Raw genomic sequence first — 12,797 nt, 5'->3', positions numbered from 1 at the left:
CAATATGCCCACCTCGATATAGGTGCAACAGATGAGTCACACACAACCTGATTTCTTAGCCAACGAATTTTTGTTAGATCACTATGTAGGAAAAACTCCTTTAGTGCGTTTACAACGGTTGGCAAGTCATACTCAAGCAACAGTATTGGCAAAGCTGGAAGGGAATAATCCCGCTGGTTCTGTAAAAGATCGTCCTGCATATAATATGATCATGAAAGCTGAACAGCGTGGTCAAATTAAGCCAGGTGATACGTTGATTGAGGCGACGAGTGGAAATACGGGAATTGCGTTGGCGATGGTCGCCGCAATGCGTGGTTATAAAATGAAATTAATCATGCCAGGTAACTCAAGCCAAGAGCGTAAAGATGCGATGCGTGCCTATGGTGCTGAATTGATCGAAGCAACCAATATGGAAGTTGCGCGTGATATGGCTTTGCAAATGCAAAGTGAAGGCCAAGGTCTGGTGTTGAATCAGTTTGGGAATCCAGACAATGTGGAAGCACACTACCTGACCACAGGCCCTGAAATTTGGCAACAGACAGCGGGGAAAATTACTCATTTCGTCAGCTCTATGGGCACAACTGGCACGATCATGGGAATTTCTAAATATTTAAAAGAACAAAATCCAGATATTCAAATTATAGGATTACAGCCTTCAGAAGGTTCAAATATAGCGGGTATACGCCGTTGGCCACAAGAATACTTGCCGACAATTTTTGATCCAAAGCGTGTCGACCAGATCATGGATATTCCGCAAATTGAAGCTGAAAAAACTGCACGCAGTTTAGCGCGTCAAGAAGGCATTAGTGCAGGAACCTCCTCAGGAGGGGCTGTATGGGCATCTGTTAAAATTGCTGAAGAAAACCCAGATGCAGTGATTGTGTGCATTGTATGCGACCGAGGTGATCGTTATCTTTCTACAGGTTTGTTCTCTGTTGAGGATGAAGAATAGTTGCTTCAAGGTCATAAATTGCCTCATGATGGTAAAGTTGATTATTGAGTAAAGTTTTTATGCGCCTTCCAGTTTTAGTTTTTGATATCGAAACCCTGACAGATCTTAAATCTGGAGCGCATTTATATGGTTTGGATTTACCACAGGACGATTTAGAACAGGCGTTGGCAAAATTACGTCGTCAAGAATCAGGGATGGATTTTCAGCGATTATCTTTACATGAAATTGTCTGTATTTCGGGTTTGTGGATTGATGAAAATGGTGTGATGAAACTATTTTCATTTAGTCGTGAGCACTATACTGAAACTGAAATTTTACAAAAATTTTTATCTATCTTTGATAAAAGACACCCAACCCTCGTGAGTTGGAATGGTTCACAGTTTGATTTACCAGTGATTTTGTTCCGTGCAATGTATCACGGACTATCTGCGCCAAGTTTGTTTGATCAAGGTGAGATTGACACACAAAAAAGGTATAATAACTATCAGAACAGATATCACAACCGTCATGTCGACTTAATGGATGTTATGGCGATGTTTAACGGGCGTCATTTTCAGAAATTGGATGATGTTGCTCATTTATTGGGTTATCCCGGTAAACGTGGTATTTCAGGTTATTTTGTTCCCGAATATGTGAATACAAAGCAATGGCTGAAATTAACCAGCTATTGCGAAGGTGATGTTTTAAATACGTGGTTAATCTTCTTAAGATGGGCTTTGTTAAAAGGTCAAATTTCTTTGCAAGATCACCAGTTATGGATTCAAGCCTCTATTCATTATTTGCAAGGACAACCTCAACAACATGAGTTTTTAAATGTTTGGCGTGAAACGTCACAACGAACTGAATTTACTCAAGCAGATTTTTCCTCCACACCCGATTAGGTATCCCTTTGAAACATAGAGCAAAACCTCGACCATCTCAGCTTCCACAATATATTTTTAAAGTTGAAAGATTGTCACATGAAGGGCGAGGGATTGCGCATTATGGAACAGAGCTCAATCATCCAAATGAAAAGCAGGGTAAAAAACTTTTTATTCGTTATGCACTACCTGGTGAAATTGTAAAAGCTCAAGTGACTCGTCAGGTATCTAAACTTGAAGAAGCGGACAGTATTGAATTACTCAGTGAGGCCAATCCACATCGTATTCAGCCGATCTGTCCACATTTTGGCATTTGTGGTGGATGTAGTATGCAACATATCCATCCAGATGAACAAATTCGTTTAAAACAAGATGTTTTAAAATCGCATCTCAGTCACTTTGCGGGATTAGCGCCTGAACAATGGTTAGACCCATTGCGTTCAACTCGTTCCGATTATCGACATAAAGCCAGAATAGGTGTGCGTCATTTGCCCAAACAAAATAAATTGCTTATGGGGTTTCGTGAAGCACAGAGTAACCATTTAACTGAAATCCAAACCTGTAAAATTTTAGATATTGAATTGGATCAGGCCTTACCTGAAATAAAGGCATTACTCGAAAGTCTAAAAGGCAAAAGTAGCATTGGTCATATAGAATTAGCCAAAGGCGATAGCGAAATTTCATTATTGGTTCGCCATACTGAAAAATTAAAAGCCCATGATGTCAACCTATTGCAACAATATGCGTTACAGAAACAGTGGCAGTTGTATTTGCAACCTGCGGGTGTGGAAAGTGTACATCGAGTAGATCATGCTCAAGCAGACATGCATTTGCATTACCGTTTAAAAGATTTTGATATTGAGTTTGCATTTAATCCAACAGATTTTACCCAAGTGAATCCTACTGTAAATCCGCAGATGGTTAATCTGGCATGTGATTTGCTTGAGTTGAAAGCAGGTGAGACTGTTTTAGATTTATTTTGTGGATTGGGAAATTTTTCACTCCCGCTTGCTAAACGTGTGGGTGCTACAGGAAAAGTCATTGCTGTAGAAGGTAGTGAAGCAATGGTGAAGCGTGGTACAGAAAATGCACTGAACAATCGCCTCAGCAATGTTAAATTCTATTCACAAGATTTAACAAAAGACTTTTCGCATTATTCTTGGGCAAATCAAGGATTTGATGCATTATTGATTGACCCTCCTCGTGCGGGAGCAGAACAAGTTATGCATTATTTGCCCAAATTTGGTGCGCAAAGAATCGTTTATGTGTCGTGTAATCCTGCAACTTTGGCTAGGGATGCTGGGATTTTGGTACAACACGGTTATCAGCTCACTAAAGCAGGTGTAATGGACATGTTTACTCACACTGGGCATGTTGAATCTATTGCTTTGTTTGAAAAGAAATTAGAGATAAACGATTTATAATGAAATATAGAGTTAGAGGAGTAGGGTATGGTCACAGTACGTGAGCAACTTCCTGATGAGCTCAATGAGCTATCAGAGGAAGCGACTGTAGAGCATGCCGATGAAGCGCAACACGCTCTAGCAACTTGGCTAGATCGAGTGCGTGGAATTTTAGACGGTGCTGAACTTAAGCAGTTAGAAGAAGTCGCGCAATTAGTATTACAAAAAGAATTGGCGACCACAGTAAATTCCAGAACCAATACCTTTGCAACAGGTATTGGAATGGCTGACATCCTCGCGCATTTACATGTCGATGAAGATACACTAGCAGCAGCTGTACTTTATCGTAGCGTGCGTGAGGATCTCACCACCTTAGAGGAGATACAGCAGCAATGCGGTGAACAAGTTTATAACCTTGTCAAAGGCACTTTGGCTATGGGTAAACTTTCTGAACTGATTGAAAAGAATAAACGGTTAGAAGATCACTTTAACAATAATCAGCGCGAACACCTGACAGGCATCTATAAGATGTTGATTTCTGTGACAGAAGATGTTCGTGTGGTATTGATCAAATTGGCTGAACGGACATTTGCTTTACGTGAATTGGCACACTCTTCAAAAGAGCGTCAAGAGCGTGTTGCACGAGAAATCTTGACCATCTATTCTCCTTTGGCGCATCGTTTAGGGATAGCTCAATTAAAATGGGAGCTCGAAGATCTTGCTTTCCGTTATTTGGCTCCTGAACGCTATAAAGAGATTGCTTCATTACTCAATGAAAAGCGGCTGGAACGTGAGCAATATATTCAGTTTGTGGTTGATAAACTGAAAGGTGAGCTTGGTGAGCATGATATTGAGGCAGAGATTTCAGGTCGAGTAAAACATATTTATTCGATCTACCGTAAAATGAAGAGTAAAAATCTGAGTTTTGATCAGCTATATGATATTCGTGCGTTAAGAGTTTTGGTTAAATCTGTAGCAGAGTGTTATCACGCTTTGGGCATTGTGCATCAAATTTGGCGCCATATTCCTCATCAGTTTGATGATTATATTACCAATCCAAAAGCCAATGGTTATCGCTCTTTACATACTGCGGTGATTGCAGAAAATAAATCTTTGGAAATCCAAATCCGTACCAAAGAAATGCATGAAGAAGCAGAGTTGGGTGTATGTTCGCATTTCAACTATAAAGAAGGCTCGAAAACCACTGATTATTCATTTAATCATCGTTTGCATTCATTACGTGCAGTCCTTGAACATTATCAAGAACGTACTGAAACCAGTGCACATCCCAATGAAGATGAAACAGAAGATTTTGAACAAATTCAAGATTTTGAAGGGTTCGAAAAAATCTATGTTTTTAGTCGTGATGGGGATATTAAAGAATTACCACGTGGATCGACGGTGCTTGATTTTGCTTATCATGTGCATACCGAGGTCGGGAATAAGTGCTATGCATCAAGGGTTAATCAACGCTATGTGCCATTAACCTATACTCTGAAAACAGGGGAACAGGTTGAGATTTTAACCAAGAAAGATCGTGAACCCAATCGTGATTGGTTAGTTAACTCATTGGGTTATATCAAAACTGCACGTGCCCGTGACAAGTTGCGCCACTGGTTTAGACAACAAGATCGCAGTAAAAATCTGGAAGTTGGGCGTGAACTACTCAATAAAGAGCTTTCACGTCTAGCGATTCATCCAAAAAGTATTGATTTAAGTGATTATTGTAATCATTTCAATGTAAAAACTGGTGATGACATCCTTGTTTCATTGGTAAGTGGGGAAATTAGCCTGCATGCCTTGATTAATCAAGTTAATCGCCACATGCACTTAGATCAAGATGAACCAGAACTTGTTCTAAAACCGACGTTAAATCCACGTGCAAGTCATACCTTATCTGCACATGGAATTTTAATTGATGGTTTGGATAATGTTGAATTACACATTGCACAATGTTGTCAGCCTGTTCATGGTGAATCGATTGCTGGATATATCACCTTGAATCGTGGTGTGAGTATTCATAAGGTTGCGTGTCCCGATTACATGCGCATGATCAAGTTAGAACCTGATCGTGCTGTTGAAGCCGATTGGGAAATGCAACCGACACGTGGGCAAAGTGTGCAAATTGTGGTGGAAGCTTATGATCGTCGTGGTTTGTTAAAAGATTTGACCCAAGTGATTTTTTCAGATCAGATCAATATTCGTCAGGTAAATACGATTTCTGAAGCAGATGGTATTGCCAATATGAAATTGTTGATTGAAGTGAAAGGTTTGGCGCAATTGTCTCGCCTTTTAGCAAGATTGGAACAACAGCCTGGCATTATCAGTGCTCGACGTTTGGTTCAAGGTAATTAAGCTATATTGCCTTGATCAGATTTTATGATTTGAACAATAACAAAACTCGCGAAATGCGAGTTTTTTATTATTCAGTATAATAAATTAAACTATGAATTTGATTTATAAAAAGAAAGATGATATCTGTTGAATGAGTTTTTATAATATTAATACTTAGATTTTCTCGTCAGTATTAAATTGCTCAAGCGATTGATAAATTGAGGGCTAATGGTAGAAAGTGTAAACATCACTTTAGTTTTTAAACCAACTGGACGATGTGTAGCAGTGAAAAGTGAGTCTTTGGCTTTAACTTGTGCAAGCACTTGCTCAGCAACATCTTGGGGTGTGAGGCTAACACCGATATTTTGAATCGCGCCTGCATCCATGTTTGTTACCATAGTCGTTTGGACAAACAGCGGCATAACATCCAGTACACGAATGCCATATTTTTGCCATTCGATATCTAATCCTTCGGTAATACCGCGTACCGCAAATTTACTGGCAGAATATGAGACTAAATCTGCTTGTCCATAAATGGCTGATGCTGAAGAAATATTGATAATACGCGCAAATTTTGCTTCTTTTAGATAGGGAAGTGCGGCGTGACAGCCATTTAAAACACCATTTACATTGATATTGATTGTTCGGTGGTGTGCACTAATTTCAGTTTTCTCAAAATCTCCAGAATAAAGGATGCCAGCATTATTCACTAAAATGTTAAGACCATTTGCCCATTGAGAAAACTCTTTAAGCGCTATTTGCCATTGTGCATAATCGCTCACATCTAATTTGCCAGCTTTGGCATTGTGACCTAATTGATCTGCTAAAATTTGAGCCTGAGCTTCATTGATATCATAAATACCAACTTGATAACCTTGTTGGTAGAATAGACGTGCGATCGCTGCCCCAATGCCTTGTGCAGCACCGCTTATGAATATGCTCTGACGCATTGCAGTATCCTTTTTAGTTTATTTTGATTGCAGTGAGTTGAACATAAAATATGCATAACAACAAGTGTTGTGCAGTCATTTCTTATTGATCTTAAAGGACATTAAATGCAACAGTTATTCGCCATTATGAAACAATTACGTGCAGAGTGCCCTTGGGATCGTGAACAGACCCCTGAAAGTTTAACGCGCTATGCGATCGAAGAGGCGTACGAGGTGGAAGAAGCTGTACGCTCTAGCGATGTTGATGAAATTAAAAATGAATTAGGGGATTTATTGTTACAAGTGGTTTTTCAATCACAGATGTACAGTGAGCAGGGTGCTTTTGATTTTAATGATGTTGTAGAAGCTATTTGTCAAAAATTGATACGTCGTCATCCGCATGTTTTCCAAAAAGAGCAGTTTGAGAATTTAACTCCTGAACAAGTGTCACTTTTGTGGCAGGAGATTAAACAACAAGAAAAACAAGGTAAACCTCAATTTCGGTTAGATGAGTTAAAGCATGGTCCTGCTTTGTCTCAGGCGGAAAACCTGCAAAAAAATGTTGCAAAAGTAGGATTTGATTTTACTGATGTGGCTCAGGCCTACGATAAAGTCAAAGAGGAACTGGCAGAGTTTGAAGAAGCCATGCAATCGGAAAAACCTGATGAAATTATGGATGAATTTGGTGATTGTTTATTTTCTTTAATTAATGTTGGGCGTAAACTAGGCATTTCAAGTGAGATGGCTCTTTTAGGAACCATTTATAAATTTAAATCTCGCTTTGCTTATATTGAAAATCAAATCAATTTTAAAAATAAAAGATTAGGAGATATATCTTTAGAAGAAATGGATCTTCTTTGGGATCAGGCAAAGCAACAATTAAAACCATAGGTTATCCATGAGTAATCATAATTTTTATTGTAATCGTGTAGTAAAGTTAATTAAATTGTCTTTTTTATTGGTGCTTTTAAGCTGCTCTTTCAGCTTATATGCGCAACAATTTGATCAAGCTTATTTAAAATGGAAAGCAGAACAACAAGCACATGATGGAAAAATAAACAAGATTGATGGTCACTATTATCTTTCGACACCGAATAACCAGACATCACAACCTAAGAATAGTGGTAACAATAACACCTTGTCACGTGTTCAAAATTCAAATAGCTCAGGTATGAGAATTAGTTTAAATTCTGCAAATATTGAACAATTACAACAGTTAAAAGGTGTCGGAACAAAGAAAGCACAGGCGATTATTGATTATCGCAATCAGAACGGGAAGTTTAAAAGTATTGATGATTTAAAAAAGGTAAAGGGGATTGGGGCGAAATTTTTCGAGCAGAATCAAGCAAGACTTAGTTTGTGACGTGTTTAATGCTGTATGGATCGATGAATTATCAACATATATTAAATTCAAGTGAAGTTTGCGAGAATCAAATTGCCCTTTAGCTGTGTAAGCGATATCATTAGCACAATTATGATTTTTACGTCCTGACGTAGGAGACAGTGTCTTTTGCAAACTTTGCGTGCGTCAAAGTGTGGGTTATCCACCGCTCAATTACCTTCCTCCATTTTAGATGTTATTGATTCTTTAACTAAAGCTGGCTATGAAGCTTATATAGTCGGTGGTGGTGTACGTGATTTAATGCTTGGCTTAAATCCGAAAGACTATGATGCAGTGACCAATGCAACGCCTTCTCAGGTGAAAGAGGTATTTGGTCGTCGTTGCCGAATTATTGGGCGACGTTTTGAATTGGCACATGTGTATTCAGGTCGTGAATTGATTGAGGTGGCGACATTCCGTGCCCCACCGAAAAAAGCAATTACCTCTGCACAAGGAATGATTTTACGTGACAACAATTGGGGAACTATAGAGCAAGATTTTGCTCGACGTGATTTTTCCATCAATGCCATGTACTACCAACCAAGAAAAGGGGAAGTGCTCGATTTTTGTAATGCTATTGATGATATAAAAACCAAAACTTTAAGGTTATTGGGTGATCCAGGACTTCGTTTTGAAGAAGATCCCGTACGAATGTTGCGTACTTTACGTTTTGCTGCGAAGTTAAATTTTAGTATTGATCCTAAAATTTTAGACGTTTTTACCCAAGAGATGACACAGCTGCTGCGTGATGTTTCTCCGCACCGTTTATATGATGAGTCGCAAAAATTATTCACGATGGGACATTTACATCGTGTTATGCCTATGTTGATTGAATTTGGTATTTGGAAGCAATTATTTGCTGATATTAGTCCTGAAATTACTCAGTTTATTGAACGTGCTGCGAAAAATACCGATCAACGGATTCAAATGGGTAAAACCATTAATCCTGCTTTTTTCTATGCGGTATTGCTATGGAATAATTTCTTAGCGCGTTGTGATTTTTACCATGCTAAAGGGGTTGTTGCTGCAGAAGCACGAGCTCAAGCAGGTTTGGATGTGTTAAAACGTCAAGCGACTCGAACCATTATTCCTCGTTTTGCGGAAACCTTTATTCGTGAAGTTTGGGAAATGCAAAGCCGTTTGTTAAATCCAAAACCTCAACAGATTGAAGCACTTTCTGGTCATGCACGTTTCCGTGCAGGATTCGATTTCCTGTTATTGAGAGAGAAGTCTGGTGATACTTCTACCAACGGTATGGGAGCATGGTGGGAAGCTTACCAAGATATGTCGACTGACGAGAAAGAGCGTGCAATTGGTAGCTATAATCGACAGCGTGCTAAGAGCCGTAAAAAAATTGCTGAAGTCGCACCAATTGAAGATGCAAAAGCTGCAGTTTCAACGCAAATTGAGCCATTGGTCAAAGAACAAGAATCTCGTAGTCGTCGTTCACGGAATAAGCCAAATTCAACATCATCTCATGATTTTAGAACACGAAATGATGCTCGAACAGCTGTAAACAAAGGTGAAATCACTGCTGATCATCCAATTACCAAGCGTAGACGAGTACAACGTGATTTGAACAGTGTGATTTTTGGACCCACCCAGCCATGATTAAAACCTACATTGGTTTAGGAAGTAATCTAGGAGATTCTGAGCAAATTCTACGAGCAGCTGTAGAAAAGCTTAGAAAATTTGGTGGTGTTACGGTTTCAAAGTTGTACCAAAGTCCCCCAATGGGGCCTCAAGATCAACCAAATTATCATAATGCGGTTGTAGAATTGCACACAGATTTAGCGCCATTGGCCTTGTTGGATGAGTTGCAACGCATTGAAAATGAATCAGGTCGAGTACGTTCACGTCATTGGGGTGAGCGTACTTTAGATCTAGATCTTTTGCTTTATGCTGAAAAAAACATTATAAATGAGCGGCTCACAGTACCGCATATTGGTATTTTAGAGCGTGATTTTGTAGTGATTCCATTGTTGGATCTCGATCCTGAGCTTCAAGTCAATGGACAATCATTGCAAAAGTTAGATTTCGTGCAACATTCAACCCTTAGCGTTTTAGCAGATCAGTCATGGGCTGATTAAAGGATTGAATGGGCAGAGGAACTCTCATTGATAGAGGAATATCGTCATGATTAGCCTAAGTGATTTAAGACAATTCAAAACTCAGGGACGTAAATTTTCATGCTTAACTTGCTATGATGCGAGTATGGCAAAAGGTATGGAAGTTGCTGAGATTGACACCATTTTAATTGGTGACTCTTTAGGGATGACAATCCAAGGGCATGATTCTACATTGCCTGTTACTGTTGCAGATATGGCGTATCATACTGCAGCTGTACGTCGTGCGAATCAACACGCATTTATCATGTGTGATTTACCTTTTCTGAGTTACGCAACGCTTAATGATGCGTTGCTTAATTCAAAAACCGTGATACAAGCGGGTGCTCAGATGGTGAAAATTGAGGGTGGTGAATGGCTGGCTGAAACTATACGAGTTTTGACACGAAATGGTGTACCTGTTTGTGTACATTTGGGCTTAACACCACAGTCGGTACATGTCTTTGGTGGCTATAAATTACAAGCGAAAACGCGTGAAGCGGCAGATCAATTAATTGCTGACTGTAAAGCTGTGGTAGACGCTGGTGCAGCTGTGTTATTGCTCGAATGTGTTCCTGCTCAAATGGGTAAAGAAATTACTGAATTATTCCCACACGTTCCTGTGATCGGTATTGGGGCTGGGGCAGATACTGATGGTCAAGTTCTTGTTGTGCAAGATATGCTTGGTTTGACTTTTGGTAAAGTGGCTCGCTTTGTACGCAATTTTATGAAAGAACAAGCAGGTGAATCTGCAATTGTAGATGCATTCAAGGCATATCATGTTGCTGTGCAAGAGAAATCGTTTCCTGCAAAAGAACATACTTTTCAAGTAGAGCTGTAGACATGAAAACAGAAACGACCATTCAAGGACTAACAGCATCACTTAATCCTGCTCGATCGGCACGTAAAATCATCGGTTTTGTACCAACGATGGGAAATCTACATCAGGGCCATTTAAACCTTGTTCGTGAAGCGCGTAAATTATGTGATGTGGTGGTGGTTAGTATTTTCGTGAATCCAATTCAGTTTGGACCCAATGAAGATTTTGATAACTATCCGCGTACACTTGAGCAAGACAGTAATTTACTTGCTGAAGTGGGGTGTGACATTGTTTTTGCACCGTCTGTTGAGCAAATGTATGGTAAATTCCCACGTTTAACAAATATTACTGTGGGTGAAATTACCAATGATTTGTGTGGCTTACAACGTCCAGGTCACTTTGATGGTGTTGCTGTTGTTGTCACCAAATTGTTTAATATTGTACAGCCGAACTTTGCATTTTTTGGACAGAAAGATTATCAACAATTGGCTGTGATTAAGCAGGTTGTTCGTGATTTGAATATGCCAATTGAAGTGATTGGTGTACCAATTGCACGTGCTGAAGATGGTTTGGCCTTAAGTTCGCGTAATGGTTACTTATCTGAACAAGAGCGTCAAATAGCTCCTGTTATTTTTAAGACCTTAACGACTGCTGAACAAGATTTACATGCAGGTAAAACACTTGCAGATGTCTTGGCTCAAATTCGTGAAAGTTTAAATGATGCAGGGTTAATTGTGGATTATGTCGAAGCACGTAGTCTAGCGTTGCAAAAAGTTGAACAATTCGACCAAGATGTTGTATTGTTTGTTGCAGCGAAATTAGGCAAGACTCGTCTGATTGACAATTTACAAGTAAAACATTTTACATAAACTTTGCTTTTAGGATCGCGATGCCATGAAGCGCATACTTATCGTAACAGGACAGTCTGGTTCAGGTAAATCATCTGCTTTGCAGGTGCTTGAAGATTTGGGTTATTACTGTATCGATAATTTGCCTTTGGCATTGCTTCCTGAAATCGTTGAAAAGCTGGATAGAGAAAACAATTTAGAATTATTGGCACTGGGTGTCGATGTTCGAAGCGCCAAAGAAGATTTACAAGGTTTTGATCAGGTTTTTCAACAGTTACAGAAACATGGCAGCGTAGACGTTATTTATTTAACGACGCGTGATCAGGAGTTGATTTCACGTTTTAGCGCATCGCGACGTCCACATCCTTTGTCAAACCGCTTCCAAAGTTTGAATGAATGTATTCAAGAAGAAAAAAATTTATTGCTCCCAATTCAACTGCGAGCAACAGTACATATCGATACAACGGATAAAAGTGTACACGATTTAAAAGATACCTTATTGTCCAAACTTGGACAGTCCGATAAACTCATTTTAATTTTGCAATCTTTTGGTTATAAACATGGTATTCCATTAGATGCAGATTTTGTTTTTGATGTCAGGCATTTGCCAAATCCACATTGGGATTTAGAGTTACGTAAATATTCGGGTTTAGATGAACCAGTACGTAAATTTTTAGAAGCCAGTGAGCAAGCAAATGAGATGTATCAAGACATCTATCAGTTTTTAAATAAGTGGTTGCCTGCTTTTTCGGAAGGTCATCGTCACTATATTACAGTGTCAATTGGCTGTACGGGGGGACAACATCGTTCAGTTTATATTGTGGATAGGTTGAAAAAGGCTCTTGAGTCAAAATGGACTATTCAAGTATTACATAGAGAAATGAAGCACTGGTCATGATTGACACAACTGTTGACGTAATTAATAAATTAGGATTACATGCGCGTGCATCTGGAAAACTAATCGAAGTCACGACTAAATTTAAATGCTCTATTCAAATTGGTAAGGGTGACAAGTTAGTCGATGCCAAGAATATCCTTTCTTTACTTATGCTCGGAGCTGGTAAAGGAACCACCTTGCGTCTAGTGATTGATGGTGCAGATGAAGAAAAAGCTTTGTCTGAAGTTCAAGCACTGTTCGCAGATAAATTTTACGAGGCAGAATAAT

General features: G+C 39.2%; 13 protein-coding genes. 12 read left to right on the top strand and 1 reads right to left on the bottom strand.

Translation table 11 applies throughout. The features are described 5' to 3' along the window. Window positions 1–31: 31 nt before the first annotated feature. Genes cysM through AC4CUY_RS18005 form a run of 4 tightly spaced genes read left to right on the top strand, consistent with a single transcriptional unit; the run spans window position 32 to window position 5,570 of the window. On the top strand, window positions 32–952 hold the full coding sequence (gene cysM / locus AC4CUY_RS18020; protein WP_336953566.1) for a cysteine synthase CysM: 921 nt from the start codon (window positions 32–34) through the stop codon (window positions 950–952). 59 nt (window positions 953–1,011) lie between these two features. Next, window positions 1,012–1,833: a 3'-5' exonuclease gene (locus AC4CUY_RS18015; protein WP_336953567.1), complete on the top strand. Its 822-nt coding sequence runs from the start codon at window positions 1,012–1,014 to the stop codon at window positions 1,831–1,833. Between the two features lie 8 nt (window positions 1,834–1,841). Beyond that, window positions 1,842–3,236: a 23S rRNA (uracil(1939)-C(5))-methyltransferase RlmD gene (gene rlmD, locus AC4CUY_RS18010; protein ID WP_490774532.1), complete on the top strand. Its 1,395-nt coding sequence runs from the start codon at window positions 1,842–1,844 to the stop codon at window positions 3,234–3,236. Between the two features lie 27 nt (window positions 3,237–3,263). Next, window positions 3,264–5,570, top strand: coding sequence for a RelA/SpoT family protein (locus AC4CUY_RS18005; RefSeq protein WP_336953569.1), 2,307 nt, complete (start codon window positions 3,264–3,266; stop codon window positions 5,568–5,570). A gap of 146 nt (window positions 5,571–5,716) precedes the next feature. On the opposite strand, the gene AC4CUY_RS18000 is transcribed toward AC4CUY_RS18005, so the two are convergent. After that, window positions 5,717–6,499 (bottom strand): SDR family oxidoreductase, encoded by a 783-nt coding sequence (locus tag AC4CUY_RS18000; RefSeq protein ID WP_419327656.1) that lies wholly within the window; start codon window positions 6,497–6,499, stop codon window positions 5,717–5,719. Between the two features lie 105 nt (window positions 6,500–6,604). Here AC4CUY_RS18000 and mazG point away from each other — a divergent pair, with 105 nt between their 5' ends. The 8 genes from mazG (at window position 6,605) to AC4CUY_RS17960 (ending at window position 12,796) form a co-directional block, all read left to right on the top strand. Beyond that, window positions 6,605–7,369, top strand: coding sequence for a nucleoside triphosphate pyrophosphohydrolase (gene mazG, locus AC4CUY_RS17995; protein WP_490774531.1), 765 nt, complete (start codon window positions 6,605–6,607; stop codon window positions 7,367–7,369). Between the two features lie 7 nt (window positions 7,370–7,376). Next, complete coding sequence (locus AC4CUY_RS17990; protein WP_490774530.1) at window positions 7,377–7,841, top strand: ComEA family DNA-binding protein; 465 nt, start codon at window positions 7,377–7,379, stop codon at window positions 7,839–7,841. Window positions 7,842–7,988: 147 nt separating this feature from the next. Then, window positions 7,989–9,470 carry a polynucleotide adenylyltransferase PcnB gene (gene pcnB / locus AC4CUY_RS17985; protein WP_419327654.1) on the top strand — a complete coding sequence of 494 codons (1,482 nt, stop codon included), beginning with the start codon at window positions 7,989–7,991 and terminating at the stop codon, window positions 9,468–9,470. After that, window positions 9,467–9,949, top strand: a complete 483-nt coding sequence (folK, locus tag AC4CUY_RS17980; RefSeq protein WP_419327653.1) for a 2-amino-4-hydroxy-6-hydroxymethyldihydropteridine diphosphokinase — start codon at window positions 9,467–9,469, stop codon at window positions 9,947–9,949. Before pcnB ends, folK begins: the two co-directional genes overlap by 4 nt. Window positions 9,950–9,995: 46 nt before the next feature. Then, window positions 9,996–10,805 (top strand): 3-methyl-2-oxobutanoate hydroxymethyltransferase, encoded by an 810-nt coding sequence (gene panB, locus AC4CUY_RS17975; RefSeq protein ID WP_336953575.1) that lies wholly within the window; start codon window positions 9,996–9,998, stop codon window positions 10,803–10,805. Between the two features lie 2 nt (window positions 10,806–10,807). Continuing rightward, a complete protein-coding gene (panC, locus tag AC4CUY_RS17970) occupies window positions 10,808–11,653 on the top strand; it encodes a pantoate--beta-alanine ligase (protein ID WP_419327652.1) in 846 nt (281 codons plus the stop codon). A gap of 25 nt (window positions 11,654–11,678) precedes the next feature. After that, window positions 11,679–12,530 carry an RNase adapter RapZ gene (gene rapZ, locus AC4CUY_RS17965; protein WP_004725931.1) on the top strand — a complete coding sequence of 284 codons (852 nt, stop codon included), beginning with the start codon at window positions 11,679–11,681 and terminating at the stop codon, window positions 12,528–12,530. Beyond that, window positions 12,527–12,796, top strand: a complete 270-nt coding sequence (locus tag AC4CUY_RS17960) for an HPr family phosphocarrier protein (RefSeq protein ID WP_004725933.1) — start codon at window positions 12,527–12,529, stop codon at window positions 12,794–12,796. The genes rapZ and AC4CUY_RS17960 overlap by 4 nt, the downstream gene beginning before the upstream one ends. The last annotated feature ends 1 nt before the right edge of the window (window position 12,797 follow it).

Source organism: Acinetobacter sp. 778_lipA (assembly GCF_058242985.1).
Note: the sequence above shows the minus strand (reverse complement) of the source record. Positions and strands in the feature narration are given on the sequence as shown.

Coding starts and splice junctions, on each gene's coding strand:
- cysM (WP_336953566.1), top strand. CDS start 32: ATGAGTCACACACAACCTGATTTCTTAGCCAACGAATTTTTGTTAGAT.
- AC4CUY_RS18015 (WP_336953567.1), top strand. CDS start 1,012: ATGCGCCTTCCAGTTTTAGTTTTTGATATCGAAACCCTGACAGATCTT.
- AC4CUY_RS18005 (WP_336953569.1), top strand. CDS start 3,264: ATGGTCACAGTACGTGAGCAACTTCCTGATGAGCTCAATGAGCTATCA.
- AC4CUY_RS18000 (WP_419327656.1), bottom strand. CDS start 6,499: ATGCGTCAGAGCATATTCATAAGCGGTGCTGCACAAGGCATTGGGGCA.
- mazG (WP_490774531.1), top strand. CDS start 6,605: ATGCAACAGTTATTCGCCATTATGAAACAATTACGTGCAGAGTGCCCT.
- AC4CUY_RS17990 (WP_490774530.1), top strand. CDS start 7,377: ATGAGTAATCATAATTTTTATTGTAATCGTGTAGTAAAGTTAATTAAA.
- folK (WP_419327653.1), top strand. CDS start 9,467: ATGATTAAAACCTACATTGGTTTAGGAAGTAATCTAGGAGATTCTGAG.
- panB (WP_336953575.1), top strand. CDS start 9,996: ATGATTAGCCTAAGTGATTTAAGACAATTCAAAACTCAGGGACGTAAA.
- panC (WP_419327652.1), top strand. CDS start 10,808: ATGAAAACAGAAACGACCATTCAAGGACTAACAGCATCACTTAATCCT.
- rapZ (WP_004725931.1), top strand. CDS start 11,679: ATGAAGCGCATACTTATCGTAACAGGACAGTCTGGTTCAGGTAAATCA.
- AC4CUY_RS17960 (WP_004725933.1), top strand. CDS start 12,527: ATGATTGACACAACTGTTGACGTAATTAATAAATTAGGATTACATGCG.